The sequence below is a fragment of the Pseudomonas sp. NPDC086566 genome (genome assembly GCF_050280885.1).
GTDB lineage: Bacteria > Pseudomonadota > Gammaproteobacteria > Pseudomonadales > Pseudomonadaceae > Aquipseudomonas > Aquipseudomonas vlassakiae.
Genome location: NZ_JBNNWD010000001.1, coordinates 133,012 through 156,280, shown reverse-complemented (window position 1 = coordinate 156,280; position 23,269 = coordinate 133,012). Strand labels below are relative to the sequence as shown.

The following is a 23,269-nucleotide window of genomic DNA, read 5'->3' as shown; positions in this document are numbered from 1 at the left end:
TTTCCCCCTTGATACACACCGGTACCCATGACCAGCCCAGCACTCAAAGACCCCGCCAAGACCCGCGTCATCGTCGGCATGTCCGGCGGCGTGGACTCTTCCGTCTCCGCCCTTCTGCTCCTGGAGCAGGGCTACCAGGTGGAAGGGCTGTTCATGAAGAACTGGGAAGAAGACGACGGCACCGAATACTGCACCGCCCGTGAAGACCTGGCCGACGCCCAGGCCGTGTGCGACCGCATCGGCATCAAGCTGCACACGGCCAACTTCGCCGCCGAGTACTGGGACAACGTGTTCGAGCACTTCCTCGAGGAATACAAGGCTGGCCGCACGCCGAACCCGGACATCCTCTGCAACCGCGAAATCAAGTTCAAGGCGTTCCTCGACTACGCCCTGTCGCTGGGTGCCGACCTGATCGCCACCGGCCACTACGTGCGCCGCCGGGACACAGGTGGTCTGACCGAGCTGCTCAAGGGCCTGGACCCGAACAAGGACCAGAGCTACTTCCTGCATGCCGTCGGCGGCAAGGAAATCGCCCGTACCCTGTTCCCGGTCGGCGAGCTGGAAAAGCCCGAGGTGCGCGCCATCGCCGAAAAACACGGCCTGGCCACCGCCAAGAAGAAGGATTCCACCGGTATCTGCTTCATCGGCGAGCGCCGCTTCAGCGACTTCCTCAAGCAGTACCTGCCCGCCCAGCCCGGCAACATCGAAACCACCGAAGGTGAGGTGATCGGCCGCCACCACGGCCTGATGTACCACACCATCGGCCAGCGCCAGGGCTTAGGGATCGGTGGCCTGAAGGACGCCGGTGACGAGCCGTGGTACGTGTTGCACAAGGACCTGGCCCGCAACGTGCTGGTGGTCGGCCAGGGCAACGAACACCCATGGCTGTTCTCCCGCGCCCTGCTCGCCTCGGAAATTTTCTGGGTCAACCCGGTCGACCTGAGCAGCCCGCGCCGGCTGACCGCCAAGGTGCGCTACCGCCAGAGCGATCAGCAATGCACCTTGGAGCTGACCGAAACCGGCTACCGCGCCGTGTTCGACGAGCCGCAGCGCGCCGTGACCCCGGGTCAGTCGGTGGTGTTCTATGACGGCGATGTGTGCCTGGGCGGCGGCGTGATCGAGACCGCCGAGCCGTGGAGCCCGCGCGCATGAGCAATCTGCAGGAGCAGCTGATTGCCCTGGGCGGCGTGTTCCAGGCCGCCGTGCTGGTCGACCGCATCGCCCGCACCGGCCAGGCCAGCGAAGCCAACATTGGCTGCATGCTGGGCAGCCTGCTGGTGCGCGACCCCAAGGACACCCTGGAAGTGTTCGGCGGCGACGACCTCAACCTTCGCGACGGTTACCGCGCCCTGGTCGGCGCCCTCGAGCGCGACCCCAGCAGCCTGCAACGCGAACCGCTGCGCTACGCACTGTCGATGCTGGGTCTTGAGCGTCAGCTGAACAAGCGCGGCGACCTGCTCGACACCATCGGCAACCGCCTGCCGCAAATCCAGTCCCAGGCCGACCATTTCGGCCTGGTGCATGAGAATGTCATCGCCTCCAGCGGCGCGTTGTACCAGGACACCCTGAGCACCTTGCGCCAGCGCATCCAGGTGCACGGCGACATGCGCTTCCTGCAGCAGGCCAGCAATGCCTCGAAGATCCGCGCCCTGCTGCTCGCCGGCATCCGTGCGGCACGCCTGTGGCGGCAGCTGGGCGGGCATCGCTGGCAGTTGGTGTTCAGCCGGCGCAAGCTGCTCAACGAACTGTACGACATGATGCGTTCGCCGTCCTGAGAGACAGCACCAAACCCTGTGGGAGCGGGTTCATCGAAGCGTCGAACCGCCGCGAATGCAATGTTGGCCTCACTGACGCATTCGCGGGTAAACCCGCTCCCACAGGGATCGCATCAAACACTTTTGTAGGCCGACCTTTGGTCAGCCACCCGACTCGGGCGCAATTTTCATGTATGATATGCGCCCCTCCAAAAGCCTGACTGTCCGAGAACACCCCATGCAGCTTTCTTCGCTCACTGCGGTTTCCCCTGTAGACGGCCGTTACGCCGGCAAAACCCAGGCCTTGCGCCCCATTTTCAGCGAATTCGGCCTGATCCGTTTCCGCGCCCTGGTCGAAGTGCGCTGGCTGCAGCGCCTGGCCGCCCACCCGCAGATCGGCGAAGTGCCGGCGTTCTCCGCCGAAGCCAATGCCCTGCTGGACAGCCTGGCCACCGACTTCAAGCTCGAGCACGCCGAACGCGTCAAGGAAATCGAGCGCACCACCAACCACGACGTCAAGGCGATCGAGTACCTCCTCAAGGAGCAGGCCGCCCAGCTGCCTGAGCTGGCCAAGGTCAGCGAGTTCATCCACTTCGCCTGCACCAGCGAGGACATCAACAACCTGTCCCACGCCCTGATGCTGCGCGCCGGCCGTGACGATGTGCTGCTGCCGCTGATGCGCCAGATCGCCGACGCCATCCGCGCCCTGGCCCACGCCCATGCCGATGTGCCGATGCTCTCGCGCACCCACGGCCAGCCGGCTTCGCCGACCACCCTGGGCAAAGAGCTGGCAAACGTCGTGTACCGCCTGGAGCGCCAGATCGCCCAGGTTGCCGCCGTGCCGCTGCTGGGCAAGATCAACGGCGCCGTGGGCAACTACAACGCCCACCTGTCGGCTTACTCGCAAATCGACTGGGAACAGAACGCCCGCGCCTTCATCGAAGATGAGCTGGGCCTGCAGTTCAACCCGTACACCACCCAGATCGAGCCGCACGACTACATCGCCGAGCTGTTCGACGCGATCGCCCGTTTCAACACCATCCTCATCGACTTCGACCGCGACGTCTGGGGGTACATCTCGCTGGGCTACTTCAAGCAGAAGACCGTTGCCGGCGAAATCGGCTCGTCGACCATGCCGCACAAGGTCAACCCGATCGACTTCGAAAACTCCGAGGGTAACCTGGGCATCGCCAACGCGCTGTTCCAGCACCTGGCCAGCAAGCTGCCGATCTCGCGCTGGCAGCGTGACCTGACCGACTCCACCGTGCTGCGCAACCTGGGCGTGGGCTTCGCCCACAGCGTCATCGCCTACGAAGCCAGCCTGAAAGGCATCGGCAAGCTGGAAGTCAACGAAGCCCGCATCGCCGCCGACCTGGACGCCTGCTGGGAAGTGCTCGCCGAGCCGATCCAGACCGTGATGCGCCGCTTCAACATCGAGAACCCCTACGAGAAGCTCAAGGAGCTGACCCGTGGCAAGGGCATCACGCCAGACGCGCTGCTGACCTTCATCGACGGCCTCGACATGCCGGCCGACGCCAAGGCCGAACTGAAGCTGCTGACCCCCGCTACCTACATCGGTAACGCGGCAGCCCAGGCCAAACGCATCTAAGCTGACCGTCGCGTTCAACGCCCGGCCTGGCCGGGCGTTTTTATTCGCGGACGAAAATTACGTTTTATCAATAGGTTGAACATGAATCCTGATACTCCACTGCAGCTGCTCGGCGGCATCTCGGCCCGCGAATTCATGCGCGACTACTGGCAGAAGAAGCCGCTGCTGGTGCGCCAGGCCTTCCCGGACTTCGAAAGCCCGATCGACCCCGACGAGCTGGCCGGCCTGGCCCTGGAAGAGGAAGTCGAATCGCGCATCGTCCTCGAACACGGCGCCCACCCGTGGGAGCTGCGCCGCGGCCCGTTCAGCGAAGACACCTTCGCCGAGCTGCCGGAGAAGGACTGGACCTTGCTGGTGCAGGCCGTCGACCAGTTCGTCCCGGAAGTCGCCGAACTGCTGGAGCACTTCCGCTTCCTGCCGAGCTGGCGTATCGATGACGTCATGATCAGCTTCGCCACCCCAGGTGGCAGCGTCGGCCCGCACTTCGACAATTACGACGTGTTCCTGCTCCAGGGCCATGGCGAGCGCAACTGGAAAATCGGCCAGATGTGCAACAGCGACAGCCCGCTGCTGGAGCACGCCGACCTGCGCATCCTGGCCGAATTCGAACAGAGCGGCGAATGGACCCTGGAGCCGGGCGACATGCTCTACCTGCCGCCGCGCCTGGCCCACTACGGCGTCGCCGTGGACAACTGCCTGACCTACTCGGTCGGCTTCCGCGCCCCAAGCGCCGCCGAAGTGCTGACCCATTTCACCGATTTCCTCGGCCAGTTCCTGCCGGACGAAGAGCGCTACAGCGACGCCGATGCCCAGCCTGCCAGCGACCCGCACCAGATCCAGCACGATGCCCTCGACCGCCTCAAGGCGCTGATCGACAAGCACACCAACGACAAGGACCTGCTGCTGACCTGGTTCGGCCAGTTCATGACCGAGCCGCGTTATCCGGAGCAGGTAGTCGGTGAAGAAATGGACGAGGACGAGCTGATCGAAGCCCTGGAAGACGGCGCCATCCTGATCCGCAACCCGAGCGCGCGGCTGGCCTGGTCCGAACTCGGCGACGATCTGATGCTGTTCGCCAGCGGCCGTAGCTGCCCACTGCCGGCCAAGCTGCGCGAACTGCTGAAGCTGGTGTGCTCGGCCGATGCCTTACACATCGACAACCTTGAGCAGTGGTTGCAGGATGAAGATGGCCTTATGCTGGTCCAGCAGCTGATCAAACAAGGAAGCCTGGGATTCGCCAATGAATAAGATTCGTGTGCGCCTTGCCGACTGGCACAAGGACAACGCTGATATCCGCCGTATCCGCGAAGCCGTGTTCATTGCCGAGCAGCATGTACCGCCAGAGCTGGAGTGGGATTCGGACGATCCGGGCGCCGCACACTTCCTGGCGCTGGAAGGCGACTATCCGATCGGCACGGCTCGCCTGCTGCCTGACGGCACCATTGGCCGGGTCTCGGTGCTCAAGGACTGGCGTGGGCTGAAGGTCGGCGATGCACTGATGAATGCGGTGATCGTCGAAGCGCAGAACCGTGACCTGAAGCAGCAGATGCTCAGTGCACAGGTGCATGCCACGCCGTTCTACGAGCGCCTGGGCTTTCGCGTAGTCAGCGAGGAGTTCCTCGAGGCCGGCATTCCACACGTGGACATGGTGCGCGACTCGCGCGCCTGATCCTCAACCTCCACTGGCCTCTTCGCGGGCATGCCCGCGAAGGGGTCGGCACAGGTTCAAGACACTCTCCCTCACAAAAACCTGTACATCCATCCAGATAAAACTTGCCTCCGCGCCCCCGCTTGCGCATCCTAGTGCCCATCATTCCCCGATGAAGCGTTCCCGGCCATGCGCCTGTTCCTCTGCGAAAAACCCTCACAGGCGAAAGACATCGCCAAGGTGCTCGGCGCCAACCGCAAGGCCGACGGCTGCTGGCAGGGTACCGACGTCTGCGTGACCTGGTGCATCGGCCACCTGCTGGAGACCGCCCCGCCCGACAGCTACGACGACCGCTACAAGCGCTGGAACCTCGATGACCTGCCGATCATCCCGGCAAAGTGGAAGATGCAGGTCAAGCCCAAGACCGCCAGCCAGTACAAGGCGGTCAAACGCCTGCTTGGCGAAGCCCGCGAGCTGGTAATCGCCACCGACGCCGATCGCGAGGGCGAGATGATTGCCCGCGAGCTGGTCGAGCATTGCCGCTACCGCGGCCCGGTCCAGCGCCTGTGGCTGTCGGCCCTGGACGACGCCTCGATCCGCAAGGCTTTGGCGCGCCTGCTGCCCGGCCAGCAAACCTTCAACCTGTACCACTCGGCCCTGGGCCGCTCCCGCGCCGACTGGCTGATCGGCATGAACATGAGCCGGCTGTTCACCCTGCTTGGCCGCCAATCCGGCTACCAGGGCGTGCTGCCAGTGGGGCGGGTGCAAACCCCTACCCTGCGCCTGGTGGTCGACCGCGACCGCAGCATCGCTGATTTCGTGCCCGTGCCGTTCTGGGCCATCGATGTCCAGCTGGAAAGTGCTGGCCAGTCTTTCAACGCCCAGTGGCGCGCACCGGAAGACACCTGCGACGACCAGGGCCGCTGCCTCAATCAGGCGCTGGCCCAGCAGGCCGCTGCCGACATGAACAATGCCGGTACGGCGCGGGTACTCAAAGTCGCCACCGAGCGCGTGCGCGAGGCCGCACCGCTACCCTTCGACCTGGGCACCCTGCAGGAGCTGTGCTCGAAAAAGTTCGGCCTCGGCGCCCAGGAAACCCTCGACATCGCCCAGGCGCTGTACGAAACCCACAAGCTGATCACCTACCCACGCAGCGACTGCGGCTACCTGCCCGTCAGCCAGCACAGCGAGGCGCCCGCCATCCTCGCGGCGCTGCAGCGGGCAGACGCCAGCCTGGCGCCGTTGCAAGCCCACCTTGAGCCACAGCGCCGCTCACGCGCCTGGAACGACGCCAAGGTCAGCGCCCACCACGGCATCATCCCCACGGCAGCCGCCAGCGACCCGGCCCGCCTGCCGGCCAGGCACAAGGCGGTCTACACCCTGATCCGTGCGCGCTACCTGGCGCAATTCCTGCCCAACCACGAGTACGATCGCACCCAGGCCGAGTTGGACTGCGCAGGCCATGCCCTGCGCGCCGTCGGCAAGCAGATCGTCGAACCCGGCTGGCGCCGCGCCCTGCCCGAAGCGCTGACCCCGGCCAAGGGCCGCGAGGCCCAGCCAGCCCAGGTGCTGCCGGCCCTGCGCGAAGGCCAGGACTGCGACGCGCACGATGTGCAACTGAAGGACCTGTGGACCCAGCCACCGAAACCATTTACCGAAGGCGACCTGATCAAGGCGATGAAGAACGTCGCCAAGCTGGTGGACGACCCACGGCTGAAACAGAAGCTCAAGGAAACCACCGGCATCGGCACCGAAGCCACCCGCGCCAGCATCATCCAGGGCTTGCTCGACCGCGGTTACCTGGTGAAGAACGGCAAGGCCCTGTCCGCCACCCCGGCCGCGTTCAGCCTGATCGACGCCGTGCCCCGCGCCATTGCCGACCCAGGTACCACGGCCATCTGGGAACAGGCGCTGGACATGGTGCAGAGCGGCGAGATGAGCCTGGAAGAGTTCGTCACCCGGCAGTCGGCGTGGATGGGCAAGCTGGTGGAGCGTTGCCGCGGGATGCGCATGACCATTACCGGGCCAGCGGTGGGCAAGGCGGCGCCTTGGAAGAAGAAGCGCCGCACTAGTGGGAAAGGCAAAGCTAGCGAAGGTAAAACATTTGCCAGCAAGCCGAAGCAACCACGGCGCAAGACCTCTGGCTGATGCAGCGCTTGTGCCGGCCTCTTCGCGGCTAAAGCCGCTCCTACAGGTACTGCACAGATGCCGAATGCAGCGCTATCCCTGTGGGAGCGGCTTTAGCCGCGAAGAGGCCAGCACAGCCACCACAAAACCTAGGTCCCACTTTTCAACCGGCTGAACGCCCGGGTCAGCTCGCGGTTGAATGCCTTGCCATTGTCATTCTTGCCATACAACCGCGCCCTCACCTCAGCTGGCGGGTACGTCCCCGGCGCATTGCGGATCTGCGCAGCCACTAGATGATCGGCCGCCGTGATCGCATTGGCGTAGTGGATGGTATCGGTAATCGGCGCGATCACATCCGGCCGCATCAGGTAATCCACCAGTTTCCAAGCAGCGTCCGGGTGTGGCGCATCCTTGGGCACCACCAGCGCATCCAGCCAGATCAACGTGCCCTCCTTCGGGATGCTGTAGTCCAGCTCAAACGCCTTGCCCGCCTGCTGCGCCTGCCCTTGGGCGATGGCCACGTTGCCGTTCCACGACATCGCCACGCAGGTCTCGCCATTGGCCAGGTCGTTGATGTTGCGGTCGTTGTCGAAGTAGCGAATGTACGGGCGCACCTTGCGCAGTTGCACCTCCGCCGCCTTCAGGTCCTCAAGACGCTGCTGGTTGATATCCAGGCCCATATAGCGCATCACGGCGGCGAACACTTCATTGGGGTCGTTGAGCAGGCTCACCCCGCAATCGGCAAATTTCGCCACCACCTGCGGGTCGAACAGCATCGCCCAGCTGTCCAGCGGCGCATCGCCCATGCGCGCAGTCACCGCCTGCTGCTGGTAACCCACCCCTGTGGTGCCCCAGGCATAGGTCCCGGCATAGCGGTTGCCTGGGTCGAACATGGCCATGTGCTCGCGGAACTCTTCACCCACCCCGGCCAGGTGCGGCAGCTGGGACTTGTCCAGCGGCTGCAGGGCGCCACTGGCAATGGCCCGGCTCAGGTGCTGGCCAGCGGTGAGCACCACGTCGTAGCCACTGCCACCGGTCAGCAGCTTGGTCTCGGCGGTTTCCAGCGAGTCGAAGTGATCGGCCACCACACGAATGCCGGTTTCCTTTTCGAACCGGGTCAAGGTATCGGGGGCAAGGTACTCGCCCCAGATGTACAGGTTGACGGTTGGCTGTTGTGCGTCGGCAGCCTGGGCCACCGAGGCGGCGCAGCCCAGGGCGAGCGCAAGGGTGAGTGCGCTCGGCTTCATCAGCGGCGGCCTCCAGCATATTGCGGCATGGTGATGCAGGCGACATTACCGCCACCCAGCAGGATCTCGCGGGAATTTTCGATACCGATGATGCGGTGATCGGGGAACAGCTCGGCCAGGGTTGCCTGGGCAATGGCATCATTGCGGTCGCCAAACAGCGGCACGACGATGGCCGAATTGCCTGCGTAGTAGTTGATGTACGAGGCACAGATGCGGGTACCGGCCTCGCGCAGGTGAGTGCCTTCGACCTGATCCAGCCCGGCCGCCTCTTCCGCCGTCCATTGCAGCACGTCGGGTTGCGGCAGCTTGTGCACCTTGAGTTCGCGGCCACGGGCATCGCGGCTGCTGCGCAGGATGTCGTAGGCCTCCTGGTAGATTTCCCACTGCGGGTCGTCACGGTTGTCGGTCCATTGCAGCACCACTTCGCCGGGGCGCACGAAGCAGGCCAGGTCATCGACGTGACCATCGGTCTCGTCGAACTTGCAGCCACGCGGCAGCCAGATCACCTGGTCCGCACCGAGGTAATCTTCAAGGCGACGGGTCACCTCGGCCTTGCCCAGGTGGGCGTTGCGGTTGCGGTTGAGCAGGCATTGCTCGGTGGTCAGCAGGCTGCCCTGGCCGTCACTCTGGATGCCGCCAAGCTCGGCGATCAGCGGCGCGCGGTAGCGGTCCAGGCCTTCGATCTCGAGGATTTTCTGAGCGATCTGGTCGTCCTTGTCCCAGGGGTAGTAGAGGCCACCGTCGAGCCCACCGTAGGCATTGAACTCGAAATCGACGCCACGCACTTCACCACTGTCGTCATTGACCACGAAGCAGGCACCGCTGTCACGGAACCAGGTGTCGTTGCAGGTCATTTCCACTACCCGGACCTGCGCTGGCAGCAGGCGCCGGGCGTTGGCGTACTGGCCAGCGGAGGCGCAGACCGTGACCGGCTCGCTGGAGGCGATTGCCGTGACGATCTCGACCCAGACCTTCTGCGCAGGCTTGGCGCCGTTGCGCCAGACATCCGGGCGCTCTGGCCAGCCGAGCCAGCAGCCCGCCTTGCGCTCGAATTCGCCGGGCAGGCGGAAACCATCGGCCTTGGGGGTGGTGGTGAGCGAACGTGCCATGGGTCAACCTCGTATCGGTGAGTGATGGCTGCACGCTACGCCGCCGCGCTTGCGGCATCCAACGATGAAAACTCAGCGATAGCTGAATTCAATTCAGCTATCGCTCAGCTGTTCGATGAACCATTCGATGAAGTCGGCCACCGGTGCCCGTTCGAGGCGCAGCCGTTCGCTCACCAGCGCATATTGCCCCTGCGCCGTCACGCTGGCATTGAACGGGCGCACCAGCCGGCCGCTCTGCAGGTCGGCCTGGCACGTCAGGTTGTCGCCCATCGCCACGCCCTGCCCCAGCAGCGCAGCCTCCAGCGCCAGCGCGGCATGGGGAAAATACAGCTGACGGGTGGGCAAGGCGTCCTCGGCGTGAGTGGCCAGCCAGGTGGTCCAGGTGCGGCCGTCCTGGTCATCATGCAGCAGGCAATGGCGCACCAGGTCGCGCGGACGCTTGAGCCCGCCCTGGTTGAACAGGCCGGGGCTGCATACCGGGAAAAACTGCAGCAGCGGCAGGGGCCGGACGAAATGGGTGCTGGCGTCCAGCGCACCGGTGCCGTAGGTGATGGCCAGGTCGACGTCCAGCGCCGGGGCACCGGCATCGATCGGTTGATCGTGCAGGTGCAGGGTGATGTGAGGGTAGCGACCGCTGAAATCGGCCAGGCGCGCGACCAGCCATTTCTGCGCCAGCTCCGCTGTGACCGCCACCCTCAGTACCGCTTGCGATGCCGGGTCGCGCAGTTCGTCACAGGCCTTGCCGATCAGTTCGAAGGCCTGTTGCAGGTGATGCAGCAAGCGTTCGGCTTCGGCGCTGGGGCGCACCTGGCGGCCGACGCGCTCGAACAGGGCCACGCCAAGCTGCTCATCGAGCTGACGAATCTGATGGCTGACGGCGCTGTCGGTCACGCACAGCTCGGCAGCGGCGCGGCCGAAATGGCCATGGCGTGCAGCGCATTCGAAGGTGCGCAGGGCGGTCAGGGAAGGCAGGCGGCGCATCGCGGTTTCCTGTCAGGGGTGGCCTGCGGATCATATACAACCCCTGAAAAAAGACGAACGGCCCTGGCGCCATGAAAATTCGCTGCTAGATTTTCATGAAAATAATCACAAGAAATTTCACGAGGCCAAGGCATGTTCAAGCAATCCGCCCAACACGTCGCCAGTTACTACGCCCGGACCTACCCTGCCAGCATTCCCTTACGCCCTACCCTGCAAGGCTCGCACGACACCGATGTGCTGATCATCGGCGCCGGTTTCAGCGGCCTGCACACCGCGCTGCGCCTGACCCTGGCCGGCAAGCGCGTGATCATGCTGGAAGCCAGCCGGGTGGCCTGGGCCGCTTCCGGTCGCAACGGTGGCCAGGCGCTGCTGGGCTGGTCGTGCGATATGCCGCCCTTGGAGAAAGCGCTGGGCGTGGAACGCACCCGGCGCCTGTGGGACAGCATGTGCTGGGCCGCCGACGAGATGCGCGAACTGCCCCAGCGCCATGGCTTCGACATCGATTACCGGCTCGGCAGCCTGTGGACCGCCGTGTTGCCCCGGCGGATAAAGTTGCTCGAAGAAGCCCTGCACGACGCCGAGCACAAATGGGGCTACGACGCCCTGCGCCTGATCGGCCGCGACGAACTGGCGCAATGGATCGACAGCCCGCGTTACCAGGCCGCACTGTATGACGCCAAGGGTGCGCACCTCAACCCACTGAAACTGGCCCAGGGCCTGGCCGCCACGATCGAAGCCCATGGCGGGCGCATCTTCGAGCAGAGCCAGGTGCTTGGCTATCAGCCCGGCGCCAACGGCTACGTGGCCCGCACCGAACATGGCGAGGTACGCTGTGGGGTGCTGGTACTGGCTTGCAATGCCTACATCGACCGCCTCGACCGCAGCCTGTCGCGCCGGCTGCTGCCGGTCGGGTCTTACCAGGTGGCCACCGCACCGCTGGATGCCGAGTTCGCCCGCTCGCTGCTGCCGCGCAACAGCTGCGTGATCGACAACCAGTTCGTGCCCGACTACTTCCGCCTCACCCCCGATCACCGCCTGCTGTTCGGCGGTGGCTGCACCTACCTGGGCGGCATTCCAAAGGACGTCGCCAGCGCCACGCGCCCCTACCTGGAACGGGTGTTCCCGCAACTGGCCGGGGTGGCCATCGACTATGCCTGGGGCGGCCACATCGACTGCAGCATCCAGCGCACCCCGGACGTCGGCCGCGAGGGCCAGCGCTATTGGCTGCAAGGTTTCTCCGGCCACGGCGTGCTGCCGACCCTGGCCGCCGCGCGGGCGGTCAGCGATGCCATCCTCGGCGACGACGACCTGCTGGCGTTGTACCAGGGCATCGACAACGGCCGCTTCCCGGGCGGTGACCTGCTGGCCGCACCCCTGGAGGCAGCGGCCAAGGCCTGGTACAGGATGCGTGATCATGTCTGAAGACGCCCAGGGCCTGGCCCTGCTGATCCGCGACCTACGCAAGCACCGCGGGCTGACCCTCGATGAGCTGGCGGGCAAGGTCAAACGCTCACTGGGTTTCTTGTCCCAGGTCGAACGCGGCCTGTCGCAGCCGACCGTGGCCGACCTCACGGCGATCAGCGAAGCCCTGCAGGTGCCGACCACCTACTTCTACCAGGCCAGCCAGCCACCCGCGCTGGACTGGGTCACCCGCCCCGGCGAGCGGCGCACCATCTACTACGCCGAAGGCATCAGCGACGTGCTGGTCTCACCGACCCTCAACGGCCGTTTCGCCATGCTCGAAAGCCACCTGGCGCCCGGCGCCAGCAGTGGCGAGGGGCACCTGGACGACAGCTCCGAGCAAGGGGGTTTCGTCCTCGAAGGCGAACTGACCCTCTGGCTAGCCGATGACCAACAGGCCGTGACCCTCGCGCCCAACGACAGCTTCCAGCTGCCGCCCAACCGCCACTTCCGCTACGCCAACCTGACCGACCAGACGACCCGCGTCCTCTGGGTATTCCGATGAGAGCACAGCATGCCCCTAACAACAGGCTTTCCCGATCTGCTCAGTGAAGTCCGCGCGTTCCGTGCCCGCCACCCCGACGTCAGCCATGTCGACCTGCTCAGCCTGGACATCCCTGGGCACTTCTACGGCAAGCGCTATCCGATCGACATGCTGGAAAAGGTTGCCGCCGGCAGCCCGCTGAAACTGCCACAGAATTGCGTGCTGCTGGGCGTACAAGGCGGGCTGTTCCCGATCGGCGACTACTGCTTCAACGACGGCGACCCGGATGCCATCCGCCGCCTGATCCCCGGCACGCTCAAGCCGGTGATCTGGGAGCGCGAGCCACTGGGGCAGATGCTGATCAGTTCCGACGGCACTGCCGCGCCCATCGAGTTCGAACCCCGCGAGGTCCTCGCCCGCGTGCTGCAGCGCCTCGAGCGACGTGGCATCCGCCCGGTGGTGGCATTCGAACTGGAGTTCTACCTGTTCGACCGGGCGCTCAAGCAAGGGCTGCCGCAGTTCCCCCGCGACCCGCTCAGCGATGACCCGGACGACCAACCCAACATGCACATCGAACGGCTGTCGCGCTTCAGCGACGTGCTGCATGACATGGTCGACACTGCCAAGGCGCAAGGCGTGGACGCCAACGTGATCACCGCCGAACTGGGCCCCGGCCAGTTCGAGATCAACTTCGGCCACTGCGACGACGGCCTGCAGGCGGCCGACTGGGCCGCCCTGTTCTGCCGCAGCACCCGGGGTGTCGCGCTCAAGCACGGGCTGCGCGCCTCGTTCATGAGCAAACCCTACCTGCAGGCGCCTGGCAGCGGCATGCACGTGCATGTGAGCCTGTACGACCAAGCTGGCAACAACCTGCTGGCCGCCGACCAGCAGCGCCCGCTGCGCCACGCGGTGGCCGGCTGCCTGGCGTTGCTGCCGCATTGCATGCCGGTCTTCGCTGCCAACCACAATGCCTTTCGCCGCTATGGCGCCATGGTCAATGCCGCCAGCCGTGCGAGCTGGGGCTTCGAGGACCGCGATGCGTGCATTCGCATTCCCGAATCGGATGCGCGCAATCTGCGTATCGAGCACCGGCTGGCGGGGGCGGATGCCAACCCGTACCTGGTGCTGGCGGCGATCCTGTGTGGCATGGAGCATGGGCTGGATGCCGCGCAGGAGCCGATTGCGCCGCTGAACGAAGATCGCAGCAGCGGCATCGATTTCCCCAAGGACATGCTCGGCGCAGTCGCAGCCATGCGCAGCCACCCGGCAGTGAACGAAGGGCTGGGGGAAGAGTTCGTGATGGTGTACTGCGAGAACAAGCGCCAGGACCACCTGGCGTTCATGCAGGAAGTCAGTGCGCGGGAATACCGCTGGTTCCTGTGACATAGATTTTGGCTTCTTCGCGGGTTTACCCGCGAAGATGCCGGTACTGCCACTACAAAATCCGACGCCGTGCGCAATCCCTCCTATTCTCAATAGCTCACTTCGGTTCGTGCACTGAGGAGACACGACCATGAGCTACGTAACCACGAAGGATGGCGTTCAGATCTTCTACAAGGACTGGGGGCCACGCGATGCCCAGGTCATCCACTTCCACCACGGCTGGCCGCTCAGCGCCGACGACTGGGACGCGCAGATGCTGTTCTTCCTCGCCAAGGGCTTTCGCGTGGTCGCCCATGACCGCCGCGGCCATGGGCGCTCCAGCCAGGTGTGGGACGGCCACGACATGGACCACTATGCCGACGATGTCGCAGCCGTGGTCGACCACCTGGGCATCCAGGGCGCAGTGCATGTGGGCCATTCCACCGGTGGTGGCGAAGTGGTGCGCTACATGGCCCGGTATCCTGGTGACCCGGTGGCCAAGGCCGTGCTGATCGCCGCCGTGCCACCGTTGATGGTGCAGACGCCGGCCAATCCTGGCGGCCTGCCCAAGTCGGTGTTCGACAACTTCCAGGCCCAGGTCGCCAGCAACCGTGCACAGTTCTACCGGGATGTTCCGACGGGTCCGTTCTATGGCTACAACCGACCGGGGGTGCAAGCGTCGGAAGGCGTCATCGGCAACTGGTGGCGCCAGGGCATGATCGGCAGTGCCAAGGCGCATTACGACGGCATCGTGGCGTTCTCGCAGACCGATTTCACCGAGGATCTGAATGGCATCAAACAGCCGGTGCTGGTCATGCATGGCGATGATGACCAGATCGTGCCTTATGAAAACGCCGGCCTGCTGTCGGCCAAGTTGCTGCCCAATGGCACCTTGAAGACCTACAAGGGATACCCGCATGGCATGCCGACCACCCATGCCGATGTGATCAACGCGGATCTGCTGGCGTTCATCCAAGGCTGATGGGGTTTGCCGTACCGGCCTCTTCGCGGCGGTTCGACGCCTCGACAAGCCCGCGAAGAGGCCGGCACTGGCAACCGTTTGCGCCCGGGACTACCATGTCCCCCTTCTAGCGCGGCCTTTTGCCGCATGCCCTGCCCCCTGCCTGCCAGACACCCATGCCTTTCGAACTCACCGTAGAACCGCTCACCCTGCTGATCCTCGCCCTGGTCGCCTTCGTCGCGGGCTTCATCGATGCCATCGCTGGCGGCGGCGGCCTGCTGACCACCCCAGCGCTGCTCACCGCCGGCATGCCCCCGCACCTGGTACTGGGCACCAACAAGCTCAGCTCGACGTTCGGCTCGGCCACCGCCGGCTTCACCTACTACAGGCGCAAGCTGTTCCACCCGGCGCAATGGCGCCCCGCCCTGCTGGCGACCCTGGTCGGCGCCTCGATCGGTGCAGTGGTGGCCCACTACATGCCGGCCGAGTGGCTGAACAAGATGCTGCCGGTGATCGTCTTCGCCTGCGGTGTCTACCTGCTGTTCGGCGGCACGCCCAAGGCACCGCTGGATGTCGATGCGCCAATCAGGAAGAAATGGCAGTTTCCCCAAGGCTTCACCCTGGGCTTCTACGATGGCGTGGCCGGCCCCGGTACCGGTGCGTTCTGGACCGTGAGCACGCTGCTGCTCTACCCCATCGACCTGGTGCGCGCCAGCGGCGTGGCGCGCAGCATGAACTTCGTCAGCAACATCGCGGCGCTGACGGTGTTCATCATTTCCGGGCAGGTGGATTACATCGTCGGCCTGTGCATGGGCCTGTCGGTGATGGTCGGCGCCTTCTTCGGCGCACGCACGGCGATCAGCGGCGGCAGCAAGTTCATCCGCCCCGTGTTCATCACCGTGGTGCTGGCGTTGACCGTGCGCCTAGCGTGGCAGCACTGGTTCGGGCAAGCCTAAGCGCCTGGCAACATACAGGTCGATCAAATACCGAGCGATGGACCGCCCGGCCGGTAATGGCGGCAGGTCATGGACGCTGAACCACTTGGCGTCCTCGATCTCGTCCGGCTGCATGACAATCTCGCCACCGGCGTATTCGGCATGGAAGCCCAGCATCATCGAGTGCGGGAACGGCCAGCACTGGCTGCCGACGTACTGGATGTTCCGCACCTCCACCGCCACCTCTTCACGCACTTCGCGCACCAGGCAGTCCTCGGCGGACTCGCCCGGTTCGGCAAAGCCCGCCAGGGTGCTGTAAACGCCCGTGACGAAGCGCGGCGAGCGGGCCAGCAGGATCTCGTCGCCACGGGTCACCAGCACGATCATGCTCGGCGAAATGCGCGGGTAGCTGCGCAGGTCGCAGGGCTGGCAATACATCGCCCGCTCCCAGCGGATCTGCGTCATCGCCTGGCCACAGCTGCCGCAGAAGCGGTGTTCGCGCGCCCATGTGCCGATCTGCGCGGCATAGCCGAGCACTTTATAGGTGTCGAAGTCGCCCTCCAGCATGAACGCCCGCAGGCCACGCCAACTGCAACCCGGCACCTCGGTTGCGCTGCGCAGCTCCAGCAGGAATACCGGCTCGCCATCGAAATGGCCGATACCGTGCTCGCACAGCACGTCCAGGTCCTGACGCTTGAGCCATTCGCGGGGGAACAGCGCGCCGTTGCCGTCCACCAGGAACCCTTCCGGGCTGCGGGCCACGGCCAGCCCCCCGGTGAGCTGTGGGTCGAGTACTGCGGTAGTCCAGCGAGCTGACATGTCGGGGGTTCCTTTACTGCGCGTCCCCCGGCCCGGTCAGTCGGCGAACGTCGGTTTCTGTTTGCTCATGTGCGCCGCCACGGCCACGCGCAGGTCTTCGGACTGCAGCATCGCGGCGTTCCAGGTGGCGATGTAATCCAGGCCATCGTCGATGCGATGGTCACGCATGTAGCTGAGCATCTCCTTGGTGCCGGCCACGGCGATCGGCGATTTTGCAGCAATCTCGCGGGCAATGGCAAAAACCCCGTCGAGCAATGCGGCCTGATCATCATAGACCCGGTTGACCAGGCCGATGCGCAGCGCCTCCTCGGCCTCCACATTGCGGCCGGTGAAAGCCAGCTCACGCATGATGCCGTCGCCGATGATACGTGGCAAACGTTGCAAGGTGCCGACATCGGCGGCCATGCCCATGTCGATTTCCTTGATCGAGAATTGCGCATCGCGGCTGCAATAGCGCATGTCGCAGGCCGAGATCAGGTCGATGGCGCCGCCAATGCAATACCCCTGCACCGCCGCCAGCACCGGCTTGCGGCAGTTGTCCACGGCATTGAACGACCCTTGCAGGCGCTGGATGGTCTTGCGCAGGAAGCGGGCATTGCGGCCCACATCCTTGCCCATCTGCCCGGCCAGCGACGCCAGCATCATCAGGTCGATACCGGCGGAAAAATGCTTGCCGGCACCGCTGATCACCACTGCGCGCACGGCCTCGGTGTCGTCGATCCACTGGAAGGCCTCGACGATTTCCGTCCAGAAGGCCGCGTTCATGGCGTTGATCTTTTCCGGGCGGTTGATCTGCACATGGGCGATGTTGTCGGTCAGTTCGACCTTGAGCGCGGTGTACTCGGTCACGGGCGGCACTCCTGTGGGGATAGGGTTCACGGCGTGGATGGTAACCCAGGCAGGTGACCGTACTTGTGCCAAAAACGGGACTGCATGCCCTGTCGAAATCGCCGCGCGCCGTTCGACCATAGGTGAATCATCTTCCCCGGCAGGCCTTTCAGGAGAGCCCCATGCGCAAACTCATCGTAGCCGCCTTCGTCAGCCTCGACGGCGTCATGCAGGCCCCCGGCGGGCCACAGGAAGACACCAGCGGCGGTTTCGCCTTTGGCGGCTGGCTCGTGCCCCACGCCGAAGAAGTGTTCGGCCAGGCCATGCAGGCGTTGTTCAGCCAGCCGTTCGAATTGCTGCTGGGCCGGCGCACCTACGACATCTTTGCCGGCTACTGGCCGAAGGTGAGAGACGATACCGAGGATTTTTCCATCGCCAAGCTGTTCAACAGCGTGGCCAAGCATGTCGCTACCCATGATCCCGACAGTCTCGATTGGCATAACAGCCATGCGCTGGGCGCGGATGTTGTTTCGGCGGTGCGAGCCCTGAAGCAGCAGGACGGCGCTAATCTGCTGACCCAGGGCAGTGCCGATCTGGTGCAACAACTGCTTGCCGCCGGGCTGGTCGATGAGCTTCAGTTGCTTGTTCACCCCGTGTTGCTGGGGCATGGCAAACGCTTGTTCGGTGACGATACCGCGCCTGGGGCGTTTACCCTGAAGCATTCGCAGGTGACGCCGAAGGGCGTGATCATCGTCCGTTATGTGCGTAAGGGCGGAGTCGAGACGGGATCGTTTGATTTGCCGCCGGAGGATGGGTGAGGGCTGACAAGTACCTGCCGACAGATTTGCAGCGCCTATGAGATCGAGCGCCGCCCGCGCGGCGCATCGCGGATGAATCCGCTCCTACATTTGTTGCAACGTGCCGAACCTGACAGGCCATGGTTGCCCGCCTTGGCGCATGTCTCAAGTCATGTGAGGCGGCATCAACGCCCACTCCAAAATCCCGTCATGCCAACAGGGCTGACAACCATGGCCCCGCAGGCATGGCCACGTTGCAACAAATGTAGGAGCGGATTCATCCGCGATGCGCCGCGCGGGCGGCGCTCGATTTCACAGGCGCTAAAAATGCCAAGGCGAACCGATACAACTTTTACACCTCGCCCGCATCCAACCATAAGCATGACCCACACCCGCTGACAGGAGGTTCGCCATGGCGATGCGCACGGCCCTGATGCTTTCCTGCATGACCGTGGCCCTGATGGGCTGCGTCGGTTCCAACGACGATCACCACACCCCGCCGTCCACCGAACAGGTCGACCTGCAACGCTACCAGGGCACCTGGTACGAGCTTGCACGCCTGCCGATGTTCTTCCAGCGCAACTGCGTGCAGTCCGAAGCCCATTACGGCTTGCGCGAAGACGGCCGCATCGACGTGACCAACCGCTGCAAGGAGAAGGACGGCACCTTGAACGAAGCCCGTGGTATTGCCGAAGCCCAGGTGCCGGGCCGGACCGACAAGCTCTGGGTGCGCTTCGACAACTGGTTCAGCCGGCTGGCGCCGGGGCTGACCAAGGGCGAGTACTGGGTGCTGTACCACGACAAGGACTACCGCGTGGCGCTGGTCGGCCACCCCAACCGCGAATACCTCTGGCTGCTGTCGCGCACGCCGGCCATCACCGACCAGACGCGTGACCAGCTGTTGGCGCTTGCCCAAAAGCAGGGTTACGACACCAGCAAGCTGATCTGGCGGCAGGATACCCCCGCCGAGCCTTGAGCATCGACGCCCTGCAGCAATCCGTCTAAGGTGTGGCTCCCCCACGCATGGAGCAAAGCATTGGACCTGCAGTTTCTGGGCACCTCCTCCGGGGTGCCCACCAAAGCCCGCAACGTCAGCGCCACCGCCGTCATCGAAGCCAGCGGCAGACACTGGTACCTGGTCGATTGCGGCGAAGGCACGCAGCACCAGCTGCTGCACAGTTCGCTCTCGGTACGTGACCTGCGCGGCATCTTCATCACCCATGTGCATGGCGACCATTGTTTCGGCCTGCCGGGGCTGCTGGCCAGTGCGGGGATGAACGGGCGCAGCGAACCCCTCGACCTGATCCTGCCCGCCGCCCTGCAGGACTGGGTACGCCTGAGCCTGGCGGCCAGCGAAACCCACCTGCCGTTCGAACTGCGCCTGTTGCCGATCGAGCACCTGGGGCAGTGGCAAAGCGAGCACATCCAGGTCAGTACCGTGCAGCTGTCGCACCGCGTGCCGAGCGTTGGCTTCGTGTTTACCGAACTGAACCCTGAACCACGCCTGGATATTCAGCGGTTGGAGGCCGAAGGGATCCCCCGTGGGCCACTGTGGGGAGACTTGGCCAAGGGGCGGGTGACCGAACTGGACGGCAAGCGGCTTGAACCGCAGGACTACCTGAAAGCCTCGCGGCCGCCTCGGCGGGTGATCGTCTGTGGTGACAACGATAACCCGGCATTGCTCGCCGAAGTCGCCAGGGACGTGGATGTGCTGGTGCATGAGGCGACCTATACCCGGCCAATCGTCGAGCGCAGTGGCAATACCTTCGGTCATAGTACGGCGGCGGCGGTGGCACAGTTCGCTGAAGCGGCGGGGGTAAAAAATCTGGTGTTGACGCATTTCAGTGCACGGTATCAGGGGGATCCGCAACGCAGCCCGTGCATTGATGATGTGCGTGAAGAGGCGTTGGCTCATTACACCGGGCACCTGACCCTGGCGCGGGACCTGCAGCGTTACCATATCGGGCGAGATGGACTGCTGGTCGCCGTCTCGGCTTGAGATAGCCGGGGCTGCCTTGCAGCCCCGCTCAGCGCGTCGTTATGCCGCCAGCCGCCCGCTGGCGATCGCCTCCGAGGCCGCCAGCATGGCCCGCAGCAGCACGGCACATCCCGCCGCCAGGTCCTCTGGCGTGGCGTTCTCGATCTCGTTGTGGCTGATGCCATTCTCGCAAGGCACGAAGATCATCCCCGCCGGCCCCAGCTCGGCCAGGAAGATCGCGTCATGCCCTGCCCCGCTGACGATGTCCATGTGCGGCAACCCCAGGGCCTGCGCCGACTGGCGTACGGCATCGACGCAACCGCGGTCGAAGTACAGCGCAGGGAAGTCCGCCGTGGGGACCAGTTCATGGCTCAAGCCATGCTTGGCACAGGTCGCCTCGATCACCGTGCGCACATCGGCGATCATTGCCTCCAGCTGGTCGCCCTCCAGGTGACGGAAGTCCAGGGTCATGCGTACCTCACCGGGGATCACGTTGCGCGAACCGGGGTAGGCCTGCAGGCAACCGACCGTGCCGCAGGCGTGGGGCTGATGTGCGTGGGCGGTGCGGTTGACCGCTTCGACCACGGCCGCGGCGCCCACCAGCGCGTCCTTGCGCAGGTGCATCGGCGTCGGCCCGGCATGGGCTTCGACACCGCGCAGGGTCAGGTCGAACCACTTCTGGCCCAGGGCGCCGAGCACCACACCGATGGTCTTGGCCTGGTCCTCGAGGATCGGCCCCTGTTCGATATGGGCTTCGAAGTAGGCACCCACCGGGTGGCCAAGCACTGCACGCTGGCCGGCGTAGCCGATGGCGTCCAGCGCCTCGCCGACGGAAACGCCTTGGGCGTCGCGCTTGGCCAGGGTTTCTTCCAAGGTGAATTTGCCGGCGAACACACCCGAGCCCATCATGCAGGGCGCGAAGCGCGAGCCTTCTTCGTTGGTCCACACCACCACTTCCAGCGGTGCCTCGGTCTCGATGCCCAGGTCGTTGAGGGTGCGCAGCACCTCCAGCCCGGCCATCACACCGAAACAGCCATCGAACTTGCCGCCGGTTGGCTGGGTGTCGATGTGGCTGCCGGTCATCACCGGCGGCAGCTTGGGGTTACGCCCGGGGCGGCGGGCGAAGATGTTGCCCACCGCATCGACACTGACGCTGCAACCGGCAGCCTCGGTCCATTGTACGAACAGGTCGCGAGCCTGGCGGTCGAGGTCGGTGAGTGCCAGCCGGCACACGCCGCCCTTGGCCGTGGCGCCCAGGCGGGCGAGGTCCATCAGCGATTGCCACAGCCGTGCGCTGTTGACGTGGCGCTCGGTGGATTTGAGAACATGCTGGGATTGGCTCATGGTGTTTCTCCTCAGGCATTTTTATTGGTTTGCACGGGTGTGATCGCCGGCCCGCGCACCGCCACGCCGCCCAGGGCGTAGTACAGTGCCCCACCCAGCAGCGACCCGGTGAACCAGCCATAGTCGTAGAACCAGCTGAAACGGCTGTTGCCGATGGCCAGCACGGTCAGCGCCACCGGCAAGGCGAAGGCGGCGAAGCCCGCCCGGTTCCACGCCGGGTACACGTCGTCGCGGTACAGCCCGGCCAGGTCCAGGTGCTGGCGGCGGATCAGGAAGTAGTCCACCACCATGATCCCGGCGATCGGCCCGAGCAGGCTGGAGTAGCCCAGCAACCAGTTGGAATACACGCTCTCCAGGCTCAGGTCGGAAACGATCCAGCCGAGCTTCTTCAGCAACTCGTGGCCCATCAGCGCCAGGCCGATGAAGCCTGTCAGCCACACCGCGCGGCTACGCCCGATCAGGCGCGGCGCGATGTTCTGGAAGTCGTTGGTCGGCGAGACAATGTTGGCGGCGGTGTTGGTCGACAGCGTGGCGATCACGATCAACGCCATGGCCAGCGCTACCCAGCCAGGGCTCTGGATCTTGCCGATCAGGCTGACCGGGTCGGACACCGTCTCACCCACCAGCGAGGCGGATGCTGCCGTCATGACCACCCCCAGCGAGGCGAACAGGAACATGGTCAGTGGCAGGCCGAAGATCTGCCCGAGGATCTGGTCCTTCTGGCTCTTGGCGTAGCGGCTGAAGTCGGGAATGTTCAGTGACAGCGTGGCCCAGAAACCGACCATGGCGGTAAGCCCGGCGCAGAAGTAGCCGACCACGCTGGCCCCTTCCGGGCGCTTGGGTGGCTGCGCCAGCAATTCAGTCATCGACATGTGCGGCAAGGCCCAGAACAGCAGGCCGAAACCCACCGCCACCAACAGCGGTGCCGACAGTGTTTCCAGCCACTTGATCGACTCGGCACCGCGCAGCACCACCCACAGGTTCAGCGCCCAGAAGATCATGAACCCGATGACCTCGCCAGTGCCGCCCAGCGCCTTCCAGCCGTCGAAGATCGAGCCAAGGAACAGGTGGATGGCCAAACCACCGAACATCGTCTGGATGCCGAACCAGCCACAGGCCACCACCGCGCGGATCAGGCACGGTACGTTGGAGCCGAGGATGCCGAACGACGAGCGCAGCAGCACCGGGAACGGGATGCCGTACTTGGTGCCGGGGAAGGCATTGAGGGTCAGCGGGATCAGCACGATGAGGTTGGCCAGCAGAATCGCCAGCAGCGCCTCACCCACGCTCAGGCCGAAGTAGGCCGTGAGCACGCCGCCGAGGGTGTAGGTCGGCACGCAGATGGACATGCCCACCCACAGCGCGGTGATGTGCCATTTGTTCCAGGTGCGCTGGTGCACCTTGGTCGGCGCGATGTCGTGGTTATAGCGCGGGCTGTCGAGGACGTCACTGCCTGCGGACAGCTCGAACAGGCCTGCCTGCTCGATCACTTCCGATCTGCTCTGTTGCATGGGGCCTTCTCCAGATTTCTTCTAGTTGTTTGCTCATCGGGCTAACGCGATGGCCGGAGTACACACACCACCAGTACTGCTCCTCCGGTCCGGCCTGGCGGTTGTGGCCGTACTCAAATTGCGTGCCGGGTTGGCTTGCGCCTACTCGGCCGGCCGCCGCCGACCGGAGGTAATCAACTGATCTGCAAAGCATTGTTGCGCGGCAGGCGGGGGCACGGTCGTTCCCTCGCCTGCCGCTTGCGCCACCCTGGGCCGGCCCTGGCCCCTGCAACAGGTTTCAAACTGGTGCAGCCTGTTTTTGCAACGGCGCGGCG

21 protein-coding genes are annotated in these 23,269 nt (G+C 64.8%); 14 read left to right on the top strand and 7 right to left on the bottom strand.

All coding sequences use genetic code 11. The annotated features are described in order from the left end of the window. Positions 1-27: 27 nt before the first annotated feature. From mnmA to ACQKPS_RS00670, 6 genes are all read left to right on the top strand, one after another. Complete coding sequence (gene mnmA / locus ACQKPS_RS00695) at positions 28-1,152, top strand: tRNA 2-thiouridine(34) synthase MnmA (protein WP_427602129.1); 1,125 nt, start codon at positions 28-30, stop codon at positions 1,150-1,152. Further along, positions 1,149-1,775, top strand: a complete 627-nt coding sequence (hflD, locus tag ACQKPS_RS00690) for a high frequency lysogenization protein HflD (protein ID WP_027919723.1) — start codon at positions 1,149-1,151, stop codon at positions 1,773-1,775. The genes mnmA and hflD overlap by 4 nt, the downstream gene beginning before the upstream one ends. Positions 1,776-1,992: 217 nt before the next feature. Then, the gene (gene purB, locus ACQKPS_RS00685; RefSeq protein WP_254480586.1) at positions 1,993-3,363 is read left to right on the top strand and encodes an adenylosuccinate lyase; all 1,371 of its coding nucleotides are present in this window, start codon (positions 1,993-1,995) and stop codon (positions 3,361-3,363) included. An 81-nt stretch (positions 3,364-3,444) separates the two neighbouring features. Then, positions 3,445-4,611 carry a cupin domain-containing protein gene (locus tag ACQKPS_RS00680; RefSeq protein WP_054886826.1) on the top strand — a complete coding sequence of 389 codons (1,167 nt, stop codon included), beginning with the start codon at positions 3,445-3,447 and terminating at the stop codon, positions 4,609-4,611. Next, positions 4,604-5,032, top strand: a complete 429-nt coding sequence (locus tag ACQKPS_RS00675) for a GNAT family N-acetyltransferase (RefSeq protein WP_054886827.1) — start codon at positions 4,604-4,606, stop codon at positions 5,030-5,032. The genes ACQKPS_RS00680 and ACQKPS_RS00675 overlap by 8 nt, the downstream gene beginning before the upstream one ends. A gap of 168 nt (positions 5,033-5,200) precedes the next feature. After that, a complete protein-coding gene (locus tag ACQKPS_RS00670) occupies positions 5,201-7,159 on the top strand; it encodes a DNA topoisomerase III (RefSeq protein ID WP_427602125.1) in 1,959 nt (652 codons plus the stop codon). Positions 7,160-7,287: 128 nt separating this feature from the next. Here ACQKPS_RS00670 and ACQKPS_RS00665 read toward each other — a convergent pair whose 3' ends face one another. From ACQKPS_RS00665 to ACQKPS_RS00655, 3 genes are all read right to left on the bottom strand, one after another. Next, positions 7,288-8,385, bottom strand: a complete 1,098-nt coding sequence (locus ACQKPS_RS00665; RefSeq protein ID WP_427602124.1) for an extracellular solute-binding protein — start codon at positions 8,383-8,385, stop codon at positions 7,288-7,290. Beyond that, positions 8,385-9,494: an agmatine deiminase gene (gene aguA / locus ACQKPS_RS00660; protein WP_427602122.1), complete on the bottom strand. Its 1,110-nt coding sequence runs from the start codon at positions 9,492-9,494 to the stop codon at positions 8,385-8,387. Before aguA ends, ACQKPS_RS00665 begins: the two co-directional genes overlap by 1 nt. Positions 9,495-9,587: 93 nt before the next feature. Continuing rightward, positions 9,588-10,475 (bottom strand): LysR substrate-binding domain-containing protein, encoded by an 888-nt coding sequence (locus ACQKPS_RS00655; protein WP_427602120.1) that lies wholly within the window; start codon positions 10,473-10,475, stop codon positions 9,588-9,590. Positions 10,476-10,607: 132 nt separating this feature from the next. On the opposite strand from ACQKPS_RS00655, the gene ACQKPS_RS00650 reads away from it, so the two are divergent. From ACQKPS_RS00650 to ACQKPS_RS00630, 5 genes are all read left to right on the top strand, one after another. Next, complete coding sequence (locus ACQKPS_RS00650; RefSeq protein WP_427602118.1) at positions 10,608-11,897, top strand: NAD(P)/FAD-dependent oxidoreductase; 1,290 nt, start codon at positions 10,608-10,610, stop codon at positions 11,895-11,897. Continuing rightward, positions 11,890-12,441, top strand: a complete 552-nt coding sequence (locus ACQKPS_RS00645) for a helix-turn-helix domain-containing protein (RefSeq protein WP_254480595.1) — start codon at positions 11,890-11,892, stop codon at positions 12,439-12,441. The genes ACQKPS_RS00650 and ACQKPS_RS00645 overlap by 8 nt, the downstream gene beginning before the upstream one ends. A gap of 9 nt (positions 12,442-12,450) precedes the next feature. Continuing rightward, complete coding sequence (locus ACQKPS_RS00640; RefSeq protein ID WP_427602116.1) at positions 12,451-13,803, top strand: glutamine synthetase family protein; 1,353 nt, start codon at positions 12,451-12,453, stop codon at positions 13,801-13,803. Between the two features lie 130 nt (positions 13,804-13,933). Then, entirely contained in the window at positions 13,934-14,764 is an 831-nt protein-coding gene (locus tag ACQKPS_RS00635) for an alpha/beta fold hydrolase (protein WP_254480598.1), read from the top strand. 155 nt (positions 14,765-14,919) lie between these two features. Further along, a complete protein-coding gene (locus ACQKPS_RS00630; RefSeq protein ID WP_254480599.1) occupies positions 14,920-15,699 on the top strand; it encodes a TSUP family transporter in 780 nt (259 codons plus the stop codon). Here the strand turns inward: ACQKPS_RS00630 and nudC are convergent. Beyond that, positions 15,667-16,497, bottom strand: coding sequence for an NAD(+) diphosphatase (gene nudC / locus ACQKPS_RS00625; RefSeq protein WP_254480600.1), 831 nt, complete (start codon positions 16,495-16,497; stop codon positions 15,667-15,669). The two genes, ACQKPS_RS00630 and nudC, sit on opposite strands and share 33 nt — an antisense overlap. Before the next feature lie 36 nt (positions 16,498-16,533). Then, positions 16,534-17,346: a crotonase/enoyl-CoA hydratase family protein gene (locus ACQKPS_RS00620; RefSeq protein WP_427602113.1), complete on the bottom strand. Its 813-nt coding sequence runs from the start codon at positions 17,344-17,346 to the stop codon at positions 16,534-16,536. Between the two features lie 161 nt (positions 17,347-17,507). Here ACQKPS_RS00620 and ACQKPS_RS00615 point away from each other — a divergent pair, with 161 nt between their 5' ends. From ACQKPS_RS00615 to ACQKPS_RS00605, 3 genes are all read left to right on the top strand, one after another. After that, the gene (locus tag ACQKPS_RS00615; RefSeq protein ID WP_254480602.1) at positions 17,508-18,143 is read left to right on the top strand and encodes a dihydrofolate reductase family protein; all 636 of its coding nucleotides are present in this window, start codon (positions 17,508-17,510) and stop codon (positions 18,141-18,143) included. A 391-nt stretch (positions 18,144-18,534) separates the two neighbouring features. After that, positions 18,535-19,098: a lipocalin family protein gene (locus ACQKPS_RS00610; protein WP_254480603.1), complete on the top strand. Its 564-nt coding sequence runs from the start codon at positions 18,535-18,537 to the stop codon at positions 19,096-19,098. Positions 19,099-19,158: 60 nt separating this feature from the next. After that, positions 19,159-20,121, top strand: a complete 963-nt coding sequence (locus ACQKPS_RS00605; protein WP_427602110.1) for a ribonuclease Z — start codon at positions 19,159-19,161, stop codon at positions 20,119-20,121. A gap of 39 nt (positions 20,122-20,160) precedes the next feature. Here ACQKPS_RS00605 and ACQKPS_RS00600 read toward each other — a convergent pair whose 3' ends face one another. Continuing rightward, positions 20,161-21,444: a Zn-dependent hydrolase gene (locus tag ACQKPS_RS00600; protein WP_283724060.1), complete on the bottom strand. Its 1,284-nt coding sequence runs from the start codon at positions 21,442-21,444 to the stop codon at positions 20,161-20,163. Positions 21,445-21,455: 11 nt separating this feature from the next. Then, complete coding sequence (locus ACQKPS_RS00595) at positions 21,456-22,955, bottom strand: NCS1 family nucleobase:cation symporter-1 (protein WP_254480606.1); 1,500 nt, start codon at positions 22,953-22,955, stop codon at positions 21,456-21,458. Between the last annotated feature and the right edge of the window lie 314 nt (positions 22,956-23,269).

Bases quoted from the DNA above. Each gene is read 5' to 3' on its own strand.
- mnmA (WP_427602129.1), top strand. From the start codon at position 28: ATGACCAGCCCAGCACTCAAAGACCCCGCCAAGACCCGCGTCATCGTC.
- hflD (WP_027919723.1), top strand. From the start codon at position 1,149: ATGAGCAATCTGCAGGAGCAGCTGATTGCCCTGGGCGGCGTGTTCCAG.
- purB (WP_254480586.1), top strand. From the start codon at position 1,993: ATGCAGCTTTCTTCGCTCACTGCGGTTTCCCCTGTAGACGGCCGTTAC.
- ACQKPS_RS00680 (WP_054886826.1), top strand. From the start codon at position 3,445: ATGAATCCTGATACTCCACTGCAGCTGCTCGGCGGCATCTCGGCCCGC.
- ACQKPS_RS00675 (WP_054886827.1), top strand. From the start codon at position 4,604: ATGAATAAGATTCGTGTGCGCCTTGCCGACTGGCACAAGGACAACGCT.
- ACQKPS_RS00670 (WP_427602125.1), top strand. From the start codon at position 5,201: ATGCGCCTGTTCCTCTGCGAAAAACCCTCACAGGCGAAAGACATCGCC.
- ACQKPS_RS00665 (WP_427602124.1), bottom strand. From the start codon at position 8,385: ATGAAGCCGAGCGCACTCACCCTTGCGCTCGCCCTGGGCTGCGCCGCC.
- aguA (WP_427602122.1), bottom strand. From the start codon at position 9,494: ATGGCACGTTCGCTCACCACCACCCCCAAGGCCGATGGTTTCCGCCTG.
- ACQKPS_RS00655 (WP_427602120.1), bottom strand. From the start codon at position 10,475: ATGCGCCGCCTGCCTTCCCTGACCGCCCTGCGCACCTTCGAATGCGCT.
- ACQKPS_RS00650 (WP_427602118.1), top strand. From the start codon at position 10,608: ATGTTCAAGCAATCCGCCCAACACGTCGCCAGTTACTACGCCCGGACC.
- ACQKPS_RS00645 (WP_254480595.1), top strand. From the start codon at position 11,890: ATGTCTGAAGACGCCCAGGGCCTGGCCCTGCTGATCCGCGACCTACGC.
- ACQKPS_RS00640 (WP_427602116.1), top strand. From the start codon at position 12,451: ATGCCCCTAACAACAGGCTTTCCCGATCTGCTCAGTGAAGTCCGCGCG.
- ACQKPS_RS00635 (WP_254480598.1), top strand. From the start codon at position 13,934: ATGAGCTACGTAACCACGAAGGATGGCGTTCAGATCTTCTACAAGGAC.
- ACQKPS_RS00630 (WP_254480599.1), top strand. From the start codon at position 14,920: ATGCCTTTCGAACTCACCGTAGAACCGCTCACCCTGCTGATCCTCGCC.
- nudC (WP_254480600.1), bottom strand. From the start codon at position 16,497: ATGTCAGCTCGCTGGACTACCGCAGTACTCGACCCACAGCTCACCGGG.
- ACQKPS_RS00615 (WP_254480602.1), top strand. From the start codon at position 17,508: ATGCGCAAACTCATCGTAGCCGCCTTCGTCAGCCTCGACGGCGTCATG.
- ACQKPS_RS00610 (WP_254480603.1), top strand. From the start codon at position 18,535: ATGGCGATGCGCACGGCCCTGATGCTTTCCTGCATGACCGTGGCCCTG.
- ACQKPS_RS00600 (WP_283724060.1), bottom strand. From the start codon at position 21,444: ATGAGCCAATCCCAGCATGTTCTCAAATCCACCGAGCGCCACGTCAAC.
- ACQKPS_RS00595 (WP_254480606.1), bottom strand. From the start codon at position 22,955: ATGCAACAGAGCAGATCGGAAGTGATCGAGCAGGCAGGCCTGTTCGAG.